This window comes from Candidatus Methylomirabilota bacterium (genome assembly GCA_036002485.1).
GTDB lineage: Bacteria > Methylomirabilota > Methylomirabilia > Rokubacteriales > CSP1-6 > AR37.
In genome coordinates this window covers 1-17928 of the sequence record DASYTI010000109.1, presented here as the reverse complement: position 1 = coordinate 17928, position 17928 = coordinate 1, and the positions used below count along the sequence as shown (strand labels likewise).

Annotated in this window: 18 protein-coding genes; 3 read left to right on the top strand and 15 right to left on the bottom strand. The window is 67.5% G+C overall.

Annotated elements, in window-relative coordinates; translation table 11 throughout:
* The first annotated feature begins 41 nt into the window (after positions 1 to 41).
* From VGT00_11440 to VGT00_11430, 3 genes are read left to right on the top strand one after another with little or no spacing between them, the layout of a single operon-like run.
* On the top strand, positions 42 to 1628 hold the full coding sequence (locus VGT00_11440; GenBank protein HEV8532022.1) for an AMP-binding protein: 1587 nt from the start codon (positions 42 to 44) through the stop codon (positions 1626 to 1628).
* A gap of 16 nt (positions 1629 to 1644) precedes the next feature.
* Complete coding sequence (locus VGT00_11435) at positions 1645 to 2568, top strand: LLM class F420-dependent oxidoreductase (GenBank protein ID HEV8532021.1); 924 nt, start codon at positions 1645 to 1647, stop codon at positions 2566 to 2568.
* Between the two features lie 5 nt (positions 2569 to 2573).
* Positions 2574 to 3500 carry an LLM class F420-dependent oxidoreductase gene (locus tag VGT00_11430; protein HEV8532020.1) on the top strand — a complete coding sequence of 309 codons (927 nt, stop codon included), beginning with the start codon at positions 2574 to 2576 and terminating at the stop codon, positions 3498 to 3500.
* A 264-nt stretch (positions 3501 to 3764) separates the two neighbouring features.
* Here the strand turns inward: VGT00_11430 and VGT00_11425 are convergent, their stop codons facing one another.
* The 15 genes from VGT00_11425 to VGT00_11355 all read right to left on the bottom strand — a co-directional run.
* Positions 3765 to 4478, bottom strand: coding sequence for a 2OG-Fe(II) oxygenase (locus VGT00_11425; GenBank protein HEV8532019.1), 714 nt, complete (start codon positions 4476 to 4478; stop codon positions 3765 to 3767).
* Positions 4475 to 5191, bottom strand: a complete 717-nt coding sequence (locus VGT00_11420; protein HEV8532018.1) for a methylated-DNA--[protein]-cysteine S-methyltransferase — start codon at positions 5189 to 5191, stop codon at positions 4475 to 4477. Before VGT00_11420 ends, VGT00_11425 begins: the two co-directional genes overlap by 4 nt.
* Positions 5188 to 5697, bottom strand: a complete 510-nt coding sequence (locus VGT00_11415; protein HEV8532017.1) for a sigma factor — start codon at positions 5695 to 5697, stop codon at positions 5188 to 5190. Before VGT00_11415 ends, VGT00_11420 begins: the two co-directional genes overlap by 4 nt.
* Before the next feature lie 203 nt (positions 5698 to 5900).
* Complete coding sequence (gene fsa, locus VGT00_11410) at positions 5901 to 6554, bottom strand: fructose-6-phosphate aldolase (GenBank protein HEV8532016.1); 654 nt, start codon at positions 6552 to 6554, stop codon at positions 5901 to 5903.
* Between the two features lie 27 nt (positions 6555 to 6581).
* Positions 6582 to 6971 (bottom strand): cyclophilin-like fold protein, encoded by a 390-nt coding sequence (locus VGT00_11405; GenBank protein HEV8532015.1) that lies wholly within the window; start codon positions 6969 to 6971, stop codon positions 6582 to 6584.
* Between the two features lie 49 nt (positions 6972 to 7020).
* Positions 7021 to 7860 carry a PfkB family carbohydrate kinase gene (locus VGT00_11400; GenBank protein HEV8532014.1) on the bottom strand — a complete coding sequence of 280 codons (840 nt, stop codon included), beginning with the start codon at positions 7858 to 7860 and terminating at the stop codon, positions 7021 to 7023.
* A 53-nt stretch (positions 7861 to 7913) separates the two neighbouring features.
* Positions 7914 to 9080, bottom strand: coding sequence for an acyl-CoA dehydrogenase family protein (locus VGT00_11395; protein ID HEV8532013.1), 1167 nt, complete (start codon positions 9078 to 9080; stop codon positions 7914 to 7916).
* Positions 9081 to 9245: 165 nt separating this feature from the next.
* Positions 9246 to 10766 (bottom strand): AMP-binding protein, encoded by a 1521-nt coding sequence (locus VGT00_11390; protein HEV8532012.1) that lies wholly within the window; start codon positions 10764 to 10766, stop codon positions 9246 to 9248.
* A gap of 20 nt (positions 10767 to 10786) precedes the next feature.
* Positions 10787 to 11266, bottom strand: coding sequence for a group 1 truncated hemoglobin (locus VGT00_11385; GenBank protein ID HEV8532011.1), 480 nt, complete (start codon positions 11264 to 11266; stop codon positions 10787 to 10789).
* 44 nt (positions 11267 to 11310) lie between these two features.
* Positions 11311 to 12108: an ABC transporter ATP-binding protein gene (locus tag VGT00_11380; GenBank protein ID HEV8532010.1), complete on the bottom strand. Its 798-nt coding sequence runs from the start codon at positions 12106 to 12108 to the stop codon at positions 11311 to 11313.
* A gap of 4 nt (positions 12109 to 12112) precedes the next feature.
* Positions 12113 to 13360 carry an ABC transporter substrate-binding protein gene (locus VGT00_11375; protein ID HEV8532009.1) on the bottom strand — a complete coding sequence of 416 codons (1248 nt, stop codon included), beginning with the start codon at positions 13358 to 13360 and terminating at the stop codon, positions 12113 to 12115.
* Positions 13361 to 13394: 34 nt separating this feature from the next.
* Positions 13395 to 14462, bottom strand: coding sequence for a branched-chain amino acid ABC transporter permease (locus tag VGT00_11370; GenBank protein ID HEV8532008.1), 1068 nt, complete (start codon positions 14460 to 14462; stop codon positions 13395 to 13397).
* 7 nt (positions 14463 to 14469) lie between these two features.
* Positions 14470 to 15354 (bottom strand): branched-chain amino acid ABC transporter permease, encoded by an 885-nt coding sequence (locus VGT00_11365; protein HEV8532007.1) that lies wholly within the window; start codon positions 15352 to 15354, stop codon positions 14470 to 14472.
* A gap of 116 nt (positions 15355 to 15470) precedes the next feature.
* Entirely contained in the window at positions 15471 to 17390 is a 1920-nt protein-coding gene (locus tag VGT00_11360) for an AMP-binding protein (GenBank protein HEV8532006.1), read from the bottom strand.
* A 12-nt stretch (positions 17391 to 17402) separates the two neighbouring features.
* A partial coding sequence (locus tag VGT00_11355; protein ID HEV8532005.1) for an ATP-binding cassette domain-containing protein occupies positions 17403 to 17928 on the bottom strand: 526 nt, incomplete at its 5' end.

The following is a 17928-nucleotide window of genomic DNA, read 5'->3' as shown; positions in this document are numbered from 1 at the left end:
CTGAGCGGCGAAGCCGCGAGGCGAGGCCCGAGTAGGAGATGATGGCGACCACGCTCGTGGAGCTTCTGGGGCAGAGGATTGCGGCGGAGCCGGACGCTCCGTATTTCCACGTCTACGATGAGACGGTGACCTATGGCGCGCTCTGGCACGAGAGCGCCCGCTACGCGGCCGGGCTGCGCCGGGCCGGGATCGACCGAGGCGACAAGGTCTGTCTCGTCTACCCCACCTGCAAGGAATTCTTCTTCACCTTCTTCGGCTTGCTCCGGATGGGCGCCGTGCCCGTGCCGATCTACCCGACGCTCGGCGTGGAGGGCACGGCCAATGTGCTCCGGGACTCCGAGGCCAAAGCCGTCGCCACCATCGGCTGGTTCCGCAAAGGTGTCGAGGAGAGCCAGGCTGCGGCGAGCAATGTCCGCCACGTCCTCGAGCCTCAAGACCTCGAAGTCGACGACCCCGCGCCTCCTTTTCCCGAGGTCACCGAGGATGAGACGGCCTTCATTCAGTACACGTCGGGAAGCACGGGCATCCCGCGCGGGGTGGTGTTGAGTCATGCCAATGTCACCCGGACCGTCGCCTTCATGGCCGAGGCCGCGCAGCTCACCCGCGACGATGTCGTCGTGTCGTGGCTGCCCCTCTATCACGACATGGGGCTGATCGGCTGCGCCTTCACGCCGCCTTCGATCGGGGCCCCCCTCTGGCTCCTGCCCCCCGATCTCAAGAACCCGCGGGTCTGGCTCGAGCTCGTGACCAAGGTGCGCGCGACCTTCACGGTCTCCCCGGATTTCGGCTATCGAAACTGCGTGCGGAATATCGGGGACACCTCGGGCATCGACCTCTCGTCCCTCAAGCAGGCGCTTTCCGGGGCCGAGCCCGTGCGGCTCAGCACCATCCAAGCCTTCGAGGAGAAGTTCGGCGTCGAGAATCTCATCACCCCCTGCTATGGCCTCGCCGAAGCTACCCTGGCCGTGGCCATCTGGCCGCGCAAGACGCCGCTACGTCTCGACTCGTCCGGCAAATTCCTCTCGGTGGGGCCGCCCTGCCGCGGCGTCTCCGTCAAGATCACCACCGAGGCGGGGGAGGCGCCCGCCGGCACCGAAGGGGAGATCAGCGTCAAGAGCCCCGGCGTCATGCAGGCGTATTACCGGAACGCGGAGGCGACCCGGCAGGTGCTGGGGCCCGACGGATGGCTGCGCACGGGCGATCTCGGCTTCCTCGATCGCGAGGGCTTTCTCTTCATCACGGGCCGCGTCAAGGACCTCATCATCCTGGGAGGCGAGAACCTCGTGCCCGCCGACGTGGAGGAGATCGTGGACCACATTCCCGGCGTGCGCTACTCCGCCGCCGTGGGCATCGAGAGCGAGCGCACGGGCAGCCAGCGCCTCCACGTGGTCGCGGAAGTTCGCGAAGGCGCCGAGGACACGGACCGGCTGAGTCATCTCGTGCGCGAGATCGTCCAGCGCGTTCACCGGGGCCGCGGCCACCGCCCCGCCCGCGTGCTCCTCGTCAAGCCGAGCACCATCCCCAAGACCTCGAGCGGCAAGATCCAGCGCTCCCGGCTCGGCGCCATGATCACGGGCAACGAGCTGGGCGAGCGGATCGTGTACGCCTCGGGCGGGCAGCGGGAATAGAAGCGGAGCCGCTCACGTGGAATTCGGATGTCATTTGCCCGTCTTCGGCCCCCTGGCCACCCGGGCGAACCTGCTGGCCTTCGCACGGGAGATGGAACGGCTCGGCTACGACAGCCTGTGGGCCAGCGATCACGTCGTGGTGCCCTATACCATCACCTCGCGCTATCCCTATAGCCCCACCGGCCAGTTTCCCCTCCCGCCCGACTCGACCTTTCTCGAGCCCCTGACCGCCCTCAGCCTGGTCGCGGGCGTCACCGAGAGGGCGCGGCTTGGCACCACCGTCCTCGTCCTCCCTCACCGTCACCCCGTGCTCGCGGCCAAGATGCTCGCCACCCTCGATCACCTCTCGGGAGGGCGCGTCATCCTCGGCGCGGGCGTGGGCTGGATGCGCGAGGAAATCGAGATCCTGGGCGCGCCCTTCGACGCGCGCGGGGCCTGGTCTGACGAGGCGATCCGGATCATGCGCGCCAGCTGGCGGGAGGAGCGCACCAGCTTCCACGGCCGCTTCTTCGGCTTCGATGCCATCGGCTGCTTTCCCAAGCCCGCGCGCGGGGATATCCCCATCTGGATGGGCGGGCACACGAAGCCCGCCCTGCGGAGAATCGTCGCGCTCGCCGATGGCTGGCATGCCGCCTTTCCGACCGCGAAGGGCATGGAGGAGGGCATCACCCTCCTCAAGCAGGAGTGCGCGGCCCAGGCCCGGCGCTTCGAGGATTTGACCATCACGCTCCGGGCGGGCCTCAGCATCAGGGACAGCCCCGGCGGTCCGGACCGCCGGGCGCTCCAGGGCACGCCCGAGCAGATCGTGGGGGATCTCCACCAGTTCAAGGCCCTCGGGGTCAGCCACGTGCTGATGGAGGCGCGCTACCGGGATCTCGACGACATGGTGCGTATCTTCAGGACTTTCGCGCGGGACATCCGCCCGCGGGCCGCGGACTAGCCGCCGTGGACTTTGGCTGGCACCTGCCCTGCTACGGTCCGCTCGCCACTCGCGACAATCTCCTCCGCGTGGCCAGGGAGGCCGAGAGGTTCGGCTTCGAGTCGGTCTTCGTATCCGATCACGTGGTCTTGCCCTTCGAGCAGAAGACGCCCTACGGTTCCGACCGCTCCGGCGTCTTCCCCATTCCGCCCACCGGCGCCTTCCTGGAGCCCCTCACCGCGCTGGCCCTCGTCGCCTCCGTCACCGAGCGCGTGCGGCTCGGCACCACCGTCCTCGTGCTCCCGCACCGTCACCCCGTGCTCCTCGCCAAGACCATCGCCACCCTCGACCACCTCTCGGACGGCCGCGTCATCGTGGGGGCGGGCGTCGGCTGGATGCGGGAGGAGATCGAAGTCTTCGGCGTGCCCTTCGAGCGGCGGGGGGCCTGGAGCGACGAGGCGCTCAACGCCATGAAGCGCTGCTGGGCGGATGAGCGCTCCAAGCACATCGGTGAGTTCTTCCGCTTCGACGACGTCGGATGCTTCCCGAAGCCGCGCCAGAAACCCTACCCACCGCTCTGGATCGGAGGCGGCGGGGCGGCCGCCTTCCGGCGCGTCGCCCGCTTCGGCGACGGCTTTCACGCCGCCTGGTCCGCCCCGGAGGTGATGGGCGAGCAGATCCGCGAGGTCTTCAAGGAGTGCGAGAAGCTTGGCCGTCTCGGCACCGACCTCGTCTTCTCCGTCCGCGCGGGCTACGGCATCCGCGACGAGCCGCGGCAGGACGGCCGGGTCAACCTCCTGGGTCCTCCCGCCTTCATCGCCGAGCAGATCGCCCGCTACGCCGATGTCGGCGTGAGCCACATCGTCCTCGAGGCCCGCATGCGCGACCTCGGCGAGCACCTCACCCTTCTCCACCGCTTCGCCGAAGACATCCGCCCCCTCACCGAAACGTAGTTCGGTCGCGCGCGGCCGCGCGGGCAGCCGGGTGGGGGAGGGGCGCGTTCCCTCGGAAGCGAATCCGACGAGCCGTAGCGCGCCCCGAAGCGCAGGGCGCCTCCGCCCCCCGAGCCGTCCTGCGCAGCAGGGCGGCGAGCGACCCCCGTCTCGGGGGATGGGGGGCGGGGCGGAGGCGCCCGAGCGAGGTGGCGCGCGAGGCGAGGAGGTTGAGCGTACGAGGGAACGCGCCCCTGCCCCGCCCGGCGCTTCTCGACGCAGACCTTATGCCGCGTTGTGGAAGATGACGCCTAGCGTGTAACGCTCACCACTCAGCAGGCGGCTGACGCCGTGGCGCATGTTCACGCGATAGGCGCCGCGCGCGCCCGCGACCGGCCGATATCGCGTGGAGAAGATCACCGCTTCGCCCTGCTCGAGCAGGGCCACGCTGCCGCGTGACTGGGCGCGGGGCCGCTGCTCGACAAGCAAGAACTCGCCGCCCTGGAAATCCTTGCCGGGCTCGCTCAGCAGCACCGTGAGCTGGATGGGGAAGACCACCTCGCCGTAGATGTCCTGGTGGAGACAGTTGTAGCCGCCCGCGTCATAACGCAGGAGGAGGGGCGTAGGCTTCTTCTGGCCCCGCCGCGCGCAGAGCGCGACGAGGCCGGCCAGCGTGTCGGGGTGGCGCGCTCGGCTCCCGAGCGCGGCCTCCCAGCGATTTCCCACGGCGGCCAAGGGTGGATACGCGTGACGCCGGAGCTCCTCGACGGCGGCGGGGAGCGGCGACGCAAAGTACTTATACTCTCCCATCCCGAAGCGGTAGCGCGCCATGTCGACCCGGCTGCGGAATCGCGCGTCGTCGCCATACAGGGCCCGCAGAGCCGCGCACTCCTCGGCCGTCAACAAGGTCGGCGTGCGAGCGAATCCCCACTCGTCGAGTGAGGACCCGATCACGTCCCAGTCGAACCCGGCCAACCGCTCGGCGATCGAGAGGCTCACGCAGCACGCGGCGGCTTGCAGACTTTGCAGGGCCGGTAGCCGATCGATCGGGCGTCCTCGACCGAGGCAAAGACCACCCGATTGTCCGGACGCATGCGCCGGCCGGAGCTGCAGCCGACGCGACAGACGATGTGCGTGCTCGTGCAGCCCTCGTAGATGGGGGTGGTCCGCTCGAGGGCCAGGAGCCCGCTCTTCGTCTCCGAGCCGAAGAGGTAACCGCCGATCCCGCCCCCCGACTGCAGCACGCGATGGCAGGGCACGATGAAGGGCACGGGGTTGCGCCCGAGGGCGGTGCCCACGGCACGTACGGCCCGGGGATGACCGATCCGCTGCGCCACCCAGGCATAAGGCCGGACCTCGCCGAAGGGGATGCGGCGAGCCGCCTCGAGCACGCGCCGCTGGAAATCCGGGGTCTCCGACAGGTCCACGGGCACCGAGAAGAACGCGCGCTTGCCCTGGAAATACTCGTGGAGCTCTTCCCGCGCGCGCTCGACGAGGCGCCGCGCCCCCGCGGTGGCCGGCTTCTCCAGCCGCTCGGCGCGGATCAGGGAGACGCCGTCCGTGGTCGCCTGGATGGCCAGGCGATCGAGCAGCTTGGTGCTCTCCCGAGCCGATTCGCGCGCGGCGAGCAGAACCTGCTTGGCCAGGTCTCCGGGCTCCGCGTCGGGCTGGAAGTACCGCTTGAGAATCTCGTCGATGGGCGAAGGCTTCATGACGCTCCTCCCTTGGTGAGAGCCGTGCGCAGCAGGCTCTTGCCTCGCGCGAGCTGGCTCTTCACGGTATTGATCGAGATGCCGCGTATCCTCGCGAGCTCGCCATACGAGAGCCCGTCGGCGTAGCGCAGAGCCAGGAGGACTCGGGCCTCCGTGGGCACGCGGCCGAGGGCTCGGTGCAGATCCAGGTAGTGCCCGGGTGGATCCGGCCGGGCGGGCGGCTCGAGCTGCCCCGATCTGCGCGTACGCCGCCGCAGCTCGTCCACGCAGACATTGGTCAAGATCCGGTAGAGCCAGGTGGACACGGCCCACTCGGCCCGGTAAGTCCCCGCGCCCAGATAGCACTGGAGCAGAGCGCGCTGCACGGCATCCTCGGCGTCGGCCCGAGACCCCAGGAGGCGCCGCGCCACCCCGAGCAATCGCCCGCCGTAGCGGCCGACGAGCTCGGTAAAGGCCGTCTCGTCGCCCCGCGCCACCCGCCCCATCAGTCTCTTGTCGTGCTCCATCACAGTCACTCAGGAACGTATACGTGGCCCATCCGGAAACGGGTGGAACGGGAGAGATGGCTCATCGACAAGTCAGGCCGACGGCGGGGGGCGGGCGTCCCCCCCTTCACCCTAGGGACCATGTTTATTGGGTTAAGGACGGCACGCCCGCCCCCCGCCGTCGGCCGGCACCGCGGAAGAGCTTGCGACCTCGCGAGAGAGAGCTAGATCTTGGCGCCGGACTTGTTCCAGTCGTCCAGGAACTTCTTGAGCCCGATATCCGTGAGCGGGTGCTTCATGAGCATCTCGAGGACCGCGAAGGGCATGGTGGCCACGTGCGCTCCCGCCTTGGCGGCGTCGATCACGTGGAGCGGGTTGCGGATCGAGGCCGCCAGCACCTGGGTCTTGAACCCGTAGTTCCGGTAGATCTCGCAGATGTCGCGGATGAGATCCATGCCGACCGCGCCGATGTCATCGAGACGACCGAGGAAGGGGCTGATATAAACCGCCCCTGCCTTGGCCGAGAGTAGGGCCTGGGGCGCCGAGAAACAAAGGGTCTGATTGACTCGGATCCCCTCGCCGGTCAGATGCTTGACCGCTTTCAACCCATCCTTGGTCAGCGGGCACTTGACCACGGCATTCGGCGCCACCTGCGCCAGCTCCTTGCCTTCCTTGATCATGCCGTCGAAGTCCGTGGCCACCACCTCGAGGCTCACGTCTCCGGGCGCGACGATGGAGCAGATCTCCTCGATCAGCGGCCGGAAGGGACGCTTCTCCTTGGCGATGAGCGAGGGGTTGGTGGTGCAGCCGTCCACGAGGCCCATGGCCACGCCCTCGCGCAGCTCGGTCACATTGGCGGTATCGAGAAAGATCTTCATGAAAACCTCCTCTGGGGAGACCTCGTCCTATTTGGGAGCCTCGCCGGCCCGCTCGACCTGAACCCTGGTCCCGGCACGGACCTTCTTGAAGATGGTGGCATCGCCCACGACCTTGCCAAAGACATTCACGGGGCTGGCCGGCCGGATCTCGGCGCCCCGACTCGACGGCGTGGGCCCGAAGAAGATGCAGAAGGCCGAGCCGGGAGGCCAGTAGCCGAGATCGCCCACGTCCACCGTCTCGCGGGGCTTCTCGGGCTTGGCCTTGACGGGAATCGAGAAGTAAATCTCGTCTCCCCAGGTCTCGCCGGCCACGGAGAGCGGCAGCGCCCTCCAGATCAGGTCGGCCGTGTCGGAGTCATCGAGTAGCGCGTCGGCTACGGTCGCCCCTGCCGTGATCCGGATCCGCCGATCAGCCATCAGGCACAGTGTAGTCGCCCCGCCATGAGCGGGCAAGCTCGACCCCCGCTCACCCGGCGAAGCGGCGCTGATAGGCGGCGACGCGCGCGGCGAGCCCCGCGCGATCGAGCAGCGTGGACGCTCCTGTCCCCTCGACGACCGCCGCGCCCGCGCAGGCCGCGGCGGCGGCGGCGTCCCAGGCATCTCCGACCCGCTGGTATTCGATGAAGAGCGTGGTGGCGAACACGTCTCCCGCCCCCGTGGGATCGATCTCGTTCGCCCGATCCGCCTCCACGTGGTAGGGCTCGCCATTGACGTAGAGGGTGGCCCCGCGGCGGGCGCGCGTGATCGCGCCGAGGGGCACCTGCTGGAACCACTTCACGGCCGTCTCTTCCGAGCCCGGCACGTCCTCCTCGCTCAGCACGAGGAGCTGGATCATGGGCAGGACATCGTCGGCATCCTCCCATGGCTGCGGGATCACGACACCGCCCTTGCCGCGCGCGCGCATCCAGCCCTGGGGCAGCACGGCCAGCGAGGCATCGTCGAAGACGCCGACCAGGGCGGGGTCGACCTCGCCGGCGACGGGGCAGAGGACCCCGAGCGATGCGCTCGTCCAGTCGTGCGGAATATGCTGCACCTCGATGTCCTCGGCGCGCGAGAGCAGGGTCAGCGTGCGCGAGCCGCTCGACCCCCCTACCCGATAGCGGGTCGTTCGCTCGGTGCTCACATTGGCGATATGGATTCCGGCGGGGAAGACGTCGCGGGGGAAATCGGGCGCGATGGAGGTGAGCACCCCGACCTCGAGGCCGAGCCGCTGGGCGGTGAGGGCGACGTAGTAGGCGGAGCCGCCGGGCCTCACCCCGGAGGGCGTCTCGTCAAACGTGACATGGCCGATGGCCACGAGATCCATGGTGGGTCCCCTCTCCTCGACCGGAAAGGGCTTGGCCGGAGAGGCCGGGCGAGCTAGATCTCCATCTGCTTGGCGATGATCTCCTTCATGATCTCGGAGGTGCCGCCCCCGATGGTCATGAGGCGCATGTCTCGGAAAAAGCGCTCGACCGCATACTCGCGCATGTAGCCATAGCCGCCGTGGAGCTGGACGCAATCATAGGCGACCTTCTGGGCCATGTCCGCGGTGAAGAGCTTGACCATGGAGATCTCCTTCACCACATCCTCGCCCGCGGCGAACTTCAAGCAGGCCGCATAGGTCAGCCAGCGGCCCGCCTCGATCAGGGTGGCCAGGTCCGCCAGCTTGTGGCGGATCACCTGTTTCTCCGACAGGGGGCCGTCGAAGGCGTGGCGCTCCTGCACATAAGCAATGGTGTCCTCGAGGGCTCGCCCGCAGCCCGCGGTGGCGTGAAGCCCCGCCACCAGCCGCTCCCGCTGGAAGACGCGCATCACCTCGTAGAAGCCCACGCCCTCGCGTCCCAGCAAGTTCTCCGCGGGGACGCGCATGTCCTGAAAGGCCAGCTCCGCCGTATCTGAGGCGCGCATGCCCATCTTGTCGAGCTTGCGGCTGACCGTGAAGCCGTGGGTACCGCGCTCCACCAGGAACATCGAGATGCCCGAATGCCGCTTCCGTCGATCGTCGCGCTGCTCGCGGCTTCCCTGCTCGAGGCGGGCGGCCACGAAGTAGAGGTCGGCCATGACGCCGTTGGTGATGAACATCTTGGAACCGTTCAGGACGTAGTGGTCGCCGTCCCGGACGGCCCGCGTCTTGATGGCCGCCACGTCCGATCCCCCGCCCGGCTCCGTGACGGCGATACAGCAGAGGGCCCGGCCCCTGCAGATGTCGGGCAGGTACCTCTCCTTGAGCGCCTCGCTGCCCGTCCAGTACAGATGGGGCGAGGCCATGTCGGTGTGCACGCCCACGGCCATGGCGAGCGAGGCGGAGCGCGAGCGGACCATCTCCTCGCAGAGGACCATGGTGGTCTGGATATCGGCGCCCGCCCCACCGTACTTCTCGTCGTACTCCACGCCCAGGAAGCCCAGCTCGCCCATGCGCGGCCAGATCGACTTCGGGATCTGCCCGGCTTCCTCCCATTCGTCCACATGAGGCGCGACTTCCTTCTCGACGAAGGCTCGGACGGCCCGGCGGAACATTTCGTGCTGTTCGTTGAAGACTCTCATCTCGTCGCCATTCAAACGTTCCTGCTCCCGACTCGGTCGATGTTCGAGCGCCGGCTTTGCCGGAGCAATCCTGTCGTTCTGGGGGAGGGCCTGGGAGGGGGTCGCCGAGACCCCCTTCCACTCAACATTTCGTGTTGTTCGTTGAACACTTTCATGGAAAGACCTTCACGCCCCGCTGCCCCATTTGGATTTGACGGCCTCCCGATCGACGCTGCCGTCGGCCGTACGCGCGAGGGCATCGGCGAAAACCACCACGTGCGGGCGCTTGAAGCGGGCGATCTTCGAGGCCACGAAGTCGCTGACCTGCTGGGCGCTGTACTGGCCCGCCCTCTTCACCTCGACCACGGCCTTGATCGCCTCGCCCCACCGGGCATCCGGGATGCCGTACACGCATACCCCGCTCACCCCGTCCATCTGCATGATGACCGTCTCGACTTCCGCCGGGTACACGTTCTCCCCGCCGGGCTTGATCAGCTCCTTCTCGGGCTTGCGCCTGACGTAGTGGAGGTATCCGTCGGCGTCGAACCGTCCCACATCCCCCGTGTGATGCCAACCATTACGAAACGTATAGGCCGTGACGTCCGGCTGGTCGAAGTAGCCCTGGAAGACGAGCGGGCCCCGCACGACAATCTCGCCCGGCGTGCCCACGGGAACCTCTCGGTCGTAGTCGTCCACCACCTTGATCTGGCACAGGGGCACCGGCTTCCCGGCGGCCCCGGGCCGGTCTGCCACCCGCTGGAGGCTGACGAATCCGCTCGTCTCCGATTGCCCGAAGCCGGTCCAGAACTGCGCTCGGGTTTCCTCGTGCAGGCGCTGGATGGTCGGCGGCGCGTCCAGGCCGGAGACATGCTTCAAGCTCGGCAATCCCCTGCCCAGCTTCTTGGCCGCGTCGAGCAGGTTGGCGAGGACGGGGGGAAAGTCCGAGATGTGGGTGATGCGGTGGCGGTCGATGAGTCGTACCGCTTCCTCGGCGTCGAAGCGCGGCACCACCACATTGGTGGCGCCTGCGTGCATGTGGGCCAGGGCCATGCCGAGCCCCGTGATGTGGAAGAGAGGGAGGGCGAGAAGATAGTGATCCGTGGCCGACAGGCCGAGGCAGGCCATGGCCGTCAGATTGGCCGTGACCACGTTGGCGTGGGTGAGCACGGCCCCGCGCGGGATCACGTCCACGGCCGCCGTGGAGATCACGGCGAACGGATCGGCGGGAGAGACGTCGGCCGGTGCCGTAACCCTCGCCCCACCGGCGATCGAGTCAAACGGCTTCAAGCCCGCGCCGCCGGAACCGCCAAACTGGTACCAGTGCTCAATGGCCTTCTTGCTCTCCGGCCAGCCCGCGACCACGCCGAGGGTGGAGCCATCAACCACCATCATCTTCGGCGCCGCGCGCTCCACCACGCGCTCCACTTCCTCCCCGGTCAGCCGCCAGTTGATGGGATAGGCGATGACGCCCTGGCGCGCGCAGGCGCCATACAGCGTGAGGTAGGCGACATCGTTCTGGGCGAGCACGCAGATACGGTCACCCTTGGTCATGCCCAGGCCCGCCAGCCCCGCCGCCAGGGCGTCGACGCGGTCCTTGAACTCCCGGAACGACAGCGAGCGCTCGTTCTGGATGACGGCGGGAGCGTCGCCGAACAGCGACGCGCCCCGCTCGATCACGTCATAGACGGTGAATCCGTGCACGCTCATGTGGGGGGTTCAGCCGCTTCTCACCGCCCGACGATCTCGCCCTTCATCGGACCCAGGATGCCGAGCAGCTCGCTCTTCTCCTTGGCGCCGATCTTGTGCTTGTCCAGGGCTTTGACCAAATCCTCGACCGTGGCGTTCCACTCGGCCTCGGTGATCCCCATGCCCGTGTGCGTCGTCTTCATGTCACGGCCGAGGTAGGAGCAGGGGCCTCCGGTCGCCTCGCAGATCTGATCGGCCAGGTCGGACTTGAGCTTCGTCACCGCCGCGGGCTGCAGCGACGTGAACCGCTTGTTCACCCGGGGGTCGGCGACGAGGTTCGCGACGAAGTCGTCCACCATGAGGGCGATGGCCGCGCGACCCCCCTGTGGCGTGCCCGTGGCATCGATCACCGTGAGCCGCTGGTAGAGGGACGGCGCCGGCTCCGTGGTGGCGCACGCCGACACGATCCCGGAGAGAAGCAGGAGCGACAGCGACCTGTAGATCCGAGAGCCTCGCGTCATGGCCGTCCGGCCTCCTTTCCTCGAACAGTTAACTCAGCCAACGCCTAACTCAGCCAACGCTTTCGCCGCCGGTAGTGCCTGAAGTCCCGATAAGACTTCCGGGCGCCGACCTCCGTGAGCCCCAGGTAGAACTCCCTGACATCCGCGTTCTCGCGCAGCGACGCCGCCGGCCCGTCGAGCACGATGCGCCCATTCTCCATGACATAGCCGTGCTCGGCGATAGTGAGCGCCATCGCCGCGTTCTGCTCCACCAGGAGCACCGTGAGCTTCTCCTCGCGGTTCAGGCGCTGGATGATCTCGAAGATCTCGTCGACGAGGAGGGGGGCGAGCCCCAGCGAGGGCTCGTCGAGGAGCATGACCTTCGGCCGGGCCATGAGGGCCCGGCCTATGGCCAGCATCTGCTGCTCTCCTCCGGAGAGATAGCCCGCCTTGAGCGAGCGCCGCTGGGCGAGCCGAGGGAAGTACCCGTACACCGCCTCGATGTCCCGTCGGATGTCGGACATCGCGGCGCGCCGCGTGTGGGCCCCGGCCACGAGGTTCTCCTCGGTGGTCAGGTCGTCGAACACGCGGCGGCCCTCCATGACCTGCGTGACGCCGAGACGGACAATGTCCTCGGGCTGGTGATGATCGATCCGCTGCCCGCCGAGCTCCACCGAGCCGGTGATGATCTCCCCCCGCTCGGGCTTGAGGAGGCCGGAGATGGCCTTGAGCGTGGTGCTCTTGCCGGCCCCGTTGGACCCGAGCAGGGTCACGATGCGCTGCTCCGGCACCTCGAGGGAGATCCCCTTGAGGACGAGGATGACGCGATCGTAGACCACCTCGACGCTGTTGAGCCGGAGCATCCCGCTACTTCTTCGCCGCCGCCTTGTGGACGTCGTTCACCTTCTTGACCTGGGCCATGACCTCCTCGCGGTAGCCCCGGTACCAGTCGGTCGCCGGCACCCACTCCTTGCCCTTGACCTGGTAGAGCCGCACCCAGCCGCCGCCCTCGTGGTCGGTGGGGGTGACCGTCATCGGAGGCAGGAACCCCCCGAGGTCGAAGTTTTTCATCAGCTCGTAGCCCTTCTTGACCTTTTCGCCCGTCACGGGCAGACCAAAATTCTGGATGGCGAGCCGGATGCCCTCCACGACTACCGCCGCGTTGAGCACGCCGCGGCTGTAATAGACGCCCCCCACGTAGGCGGGGACTTCCTTGCCCTCGTCCCGGAACATCTTGATGATCTCCTGGATCACCGGAAGACTGCGGCCGGGCGAGGTGAACTGCATGCCGAGGTAGCCTTGGGCCAGGTCCCAGCCCGCCGCCTCGATGTCCGCCTCGCCCGCGCCCCAGACGAAGCTGACCACGTGGTCCATCGGGAAGCCCGCCTTCCTCAGCTCCTTGATGGAAACCGACGGCGACCGCCCGAAGAGATGCCCCACCACCCAGTCGGCCTTGAAGCGCCTGGTGATGTCGATCACCTGAGGTCCCATCTCGAGCCCGGGCGAAGGCACCGCGAACAGGCGGAGCTGGTAGCCTTCCTTCGCCGCGACTGCCTCCATGATCGGAATCCCCTCACGGCCCGCGGGGTTGTCGAAGTACAGGTAGGCGACCTTGGTGCCGCGCTTGCCGCCCTTCTGCTTGATGTACTCCATGGCGGCGCCGGCCTGCGACCAGTACGAGGCCGCCATCGGGAAGATGTACGGCCACACCGTTCCGTCGGTGGAGTCGGCGCGCCCGAAGCCGGGCGTGATGGCCGGAATCTTGTCCTCCATGTGACGCGGCGTCAGCGCGTAGACGATGGGCGTGCCGTAATCGAACACCGCCACCGCGCCGTCCCGCTTGAGGCGCTCGTAGGCCTCCACGCCGCGGTCCACCAGGTAGCCGTGCTCGATCTCCGTGTACTCGAGCTTGTGACCGAGGACTCCGCCCTTCTTGTTGACGAGCTTGACGTAGTCGGCGATGCCCGGACAGATCTCCACGCCCACGAGCTTTGTCGCGCCCGTGCGGTCGCACTGCCCTCCGATCTTGATGGTGTGGTCCGCCGTCGCCGGCCCGGCCAGACCTGTCGCGAGCGCGACGGTCAGGATGACGATAAGCCCGATTCTCAGTCTCATATTCCCCTCCTCTTGAGTGGTAGTCACGTCGTTCTCAGTACGAATACGGCCACAGGCGGAAGTACCGCCTGACGTTGCCCCAGAGGCGATAGAGCCCCTCGGGCTCGATAGCCAGGAACAGGATGATGAGCGCCCCGAAGATGATGAGCCGGAGGTTCGCCAGGAAGTCGGCGATGGCAGCATACTGGAAGCCGAAGAGGCTGGCCAGCCCCTCCACCACGTAGACGAGCACGATGGGGAGCAGGGTGATGAAGACGGCGCCGAACACCGAGCCGAGGACGCTGCCAAGCCCGCCGATGATGATCATGGCCAAGTACTGGACCGACGTCACCAGGGTGAAGTGCTCGTAGTTGGCGATCTTGAGGTAGTAGGTCCACAGCGCCCCGGCCACCCCGGCGTAGAAGGAGCTGACGGCGAAAGCCAGGAGCTTGTACTTGAAGACGCTGACGCCGATGATCTCCGCGGCCACATCGCGATCCCGGACGGCGATGAAGGCGCGCCCGACGCGGGTCCGCACCAGATTCAGCGCGGCCACGTAGGCGATGACGGCCACCGGGAGGATCATGTAGTACCGTCGGAACTCCGTGTTGATCTCCCAGCCGAGGAAGGTGGGCGTCGGGATGTAGATGGTCGACTGGGCACCCCCGCTGATCCAGGTCGAGTGGTTGATCCCCCACTCGATGATGAACTGGGCGGCCAGGGTGGCGATGGCGAGGTAGAGGCCCTTGATCCGCAGCGACGGGATGCCGAAGAAGGCTCCCACCACCGCCGCCACCGCGCCGCCGAGGGGGAGGCCCAGCCAGAACGGTACGCCGTAGCGGGCGGTGGCGATGGCCGCCGCGTAGGAGCCCACCATCATGAAGGCGCCCTGCCCCAGAGAGACCTGCCCCGTGTATCCCACCAGGATGTTGAGCCCGATGGCCCCGATGGCCGCCAGGGTGATGAGATTCACCAGGGCCATGCTGTGGCTGTCGAGCAGCGCGGGGATCAGGGCCAGGACCACGAGCGACCCGATGGACGCGTACCGAGCCAGGGGCACCGGGTAGAGGGCCATGTCGCTCTGGTAGGTCGTCTGGTACACGCCGCACTCCCGGTTGATCATGGGTTCCTCACACCCGCTCGATGATCTCGCGCCCGAAGAAGCCGTAGGGCCGGATCATCAGGGCCACGATCATCAGCACGTAGGGAAAGAAGTCCTTCGTCCCGCCCCCGACGTAGGGGTCGACGTAGCCGGCGGCCACACTCTCGATGGCGCCGATCAGGAGCCCGCCCACCACCGCGCCCGGCACGCTGTCAAGCCCGCCAAAAATCACCGCCGGGAAGACCTTGAGGCCCACGAGGGCCAAGTGCGTGTCCACCCCAAGCATATTGCCCCACACGACCCCGCCGATACCCGCGGCCAGCCCGGCGATGGCCCACGACACCGCGAAAACCAGCCGCACGTTGATGCCGACCGCCATGGCCGCCTGCTGGTCGTTGGCCACCGCGCGCATGGCGATCCCCATGCGGCTCTTCCGGAAGAAGTAGACGAAGCCCACCAGGAACATCCCCGAGATCACCGCCGCCACGACGTTGATGGGCGAGATGAAGACCTCCCCCACCTGGTAGGGGTCCAGGCGGATCGGCAGCGCGATGTTGATGGTCTGGGCGCCCCAGACCATGGCGGCCAAGCCCTGGAAGACCTGGGCGAGGCCAATGGTGACCATCACCACCGAGATCACGTTCCGGCCGACCAGGGGCCGGAGCACGCCCCGCTCGACGGCGAAGCCCAGGAGCACCATGGCTCCGAGCAGGAGCGGGACGCCCACCACCAGCGGCAGGTGGTAGAGGGTCACCAGGGCCGCCGCGATGTAGCCCCCGAACATCACCAGCTCGCCCTGAGCGAAGTTCACCACGCTGGTGGCCTTGTAGATCAGCACGAAGCCCAACGCGACCAGAGCGTACATCGAGCCGATCATGAGACCGTTGATGGTGAGATCGAGAAAAAATCCCATGGTCTAGTTCATCGAAGGGGGCCTCGACGGCCCCCTCCGAGCCTCCCCCAGAATCGGGTTGCGCCGGCGGAGCCGGCGCTCGAGACAAACAGATCGCGACCGCATTTCGTAGACCCCTAGACCGCGGCCAGCTCGCGGGCAGTGGTTCCGACCGTGCGGATGGCGAGGTCGGTCTGGAGCTGCGCCTGCCGCCCGTCCTGATAGGTGATGACCGTGCTGATGGCCACCGACGACCGCTCGGAGAACAGCGCCTCGATGATGTCCGCGTACTTCTTGGCCACGAAGCCCCGGCGCACCTTGCGCGTCCGCGTGATCTCTTCGTCGTCCGCGTCCAGCTCCTTGTGGAGCAGCACGTACTTGCGGATGCGGGTCGTCTCCGGGAGGTCGCGGTTGACGCGCTCCACCTCCTGCGCGATCAGGTCGTAGACCTCCGCCTTCTGGGCAAGGTCGGTATAGGTCGTGTAGGCGATCTGACGCCGCTCCGCCCACTTCCCCACGTTCTCCATGTCGATATTGACCATGGCGGCCACGTAGGGCCGGTCCTGGCCCACCGCGACCGCCTCCTTGATGTACGGGCTGAACTTGAGCTTGTTCTCGAGGTACTGGGGAGCGAACTTGGTCCCGTCGGCGAGGGCCGTCACGTCCTTGGCCCGGTCGATGACGATGAGGTGGCCGTCCTGGTCGAAGATGGCGGCGTCGCCGGAGTACAGCCAGCCATCTCTGATGGTGGCTGCCGTCGCCTCCGGGTTCTTGTAGTAGCCGAGGAAGACGCCCGCGCTCCGGCTGATCACCTCGCCCGCCTCGGTAAGCTTCACCTCGGTGTTGGGGAACGGCTTGCCCACCGTGCCGAGCTTGATGTCGCCGTCGCGCTGGACGCACGAGACCCCCGTGATCTCGGTCTGGCCGTAGACCTGCTTGAGGTTGATGCCGATGGTCCGGAAGAAGAGGAAGATCTCCGGGCCGAGGGGAGCGCCCCCCGTGTAGGCATAGCGGGTACGCCGGAAGCCCAGATGGTCGCGCAGCGGCGCAAAGACGAAAAATTCGCCGAGGGCGCGGAGCACCCGGAGGCGCAGCCCTAGCGGCTGCTTGTCCATTTCCAGGCGGGCGGCCTCCTCGCCGGCGGGCATGAGCCACCGGTAGACCATGCGCTTCAACCACGTGGCGTCCCCCATCTTGACCTGGACGAGCGAGACCAGGTTTTCCCAGATGCGCGGAGGCGCCACCAGGACCTGGGGGCCTATCTCCTTGAGGTTGTCGAGGACAGTTTCCGGGCGCTCCGGGCAATTCACCGTGAAGCCCACCATCAGCGCTCCCGCCAGCGACCAGAATGTGTCGCCGATCCAGGCGGCCGGAAGGTAGGCGAGCACCTCGTCCCCGCGCTTGTAGCGCTCCAGATCGAGGATGCCCCGGATGGAGTGGACGAGATTGTCGTGGGACACCATGGCGCCCTTGGGCAGCCCCGTGGTCCCGGAGGTGTAGCAGAAGAGCGCCACGTCCGCGCCCTTGCCCTTTGCCACCAGCTCGTCGAAGAGGCCGGGCCGCTCCGCCGCGAGCTTGGCCCCGGCCGCCTCCAGCTCGACGAGGCTCACGAGGAGGGGATCACTATAGTGGCGCATCCCCTTGGGGTCGTCGTAGATCACCTTCCTGACCTTCGGCAGCCTGTCCCGGAGAGCGAGGAGCTTGTCCACTTGCTCCTGGTCTTCGGCATACACGATGGTCGCATCCGCGTGGTCGATGACGAACTCCAGCTCCCGTGCGATGGAGTCCTGATAGAGGGGCACTGGCACTCCCCCCGCTGCCTGCGCGGCCAGCATGGCGGCATAGAGCTGAGGGCGGTTGTCGGACAGGAGCGCGAGCTTGTCGCCGCGCTCGAAGCCGAGGCTCACGAGGCCGAGGGCGATCGACCGCACGTGGACCAGGTACTCGGCCCAGGTCCACTGCTGCCAGATGCCGCGGTCCTTCTCCCGCAGGGCGGGGTCCTGCGGAAACTCTCGGGCATTGCGCGCCAGGAACTGCGGCAGCGTCTGCTCGACCATGTCGGCCTCCTCTCAGGCCACGGACTTGCTGCCGAGATAGGCTTTGATCACCGCCGGGTGCGCCTTGACCTCGGCGGGCGTGCCCTCGGCGATCTTCTGGCCCAGGTCGAGCACCACCACGCGCTGGGAGAGATCCATCACCACACCCATGTCGTGCTCGATCAGCATGATAGTGGTGCCCCACTCGTCGTTGACGTCGAGGATGAACCGCGCCATGTCTTCCTTCTCTTCGTGGTTCGTTCCCCCCATCGGCTCGTCGAGCAGCAGCACCTTCGGGCGCAGGGCGAGCGCGCGCCCCAGCTCCACCCGCTTCCGGAGCCCGTAGGGGAGCGAAGCCACGGGCTGCTTGCGAATGGCCTGGATTTCCAGGAAGTCGATGATGTCCTCCACCGCCCGGCGGTGCTCGACCTCCTCGCGCCGGGCCGGGCCCCAGTAGAGCACGGACCGGAAAATCCCGCTCTTCATGTGGATGTGCCGGCCGAGCATGAGGTTGTCCACCACGCTCATCCCGTTGAACAGGGCGATGTTCTGAAACGTG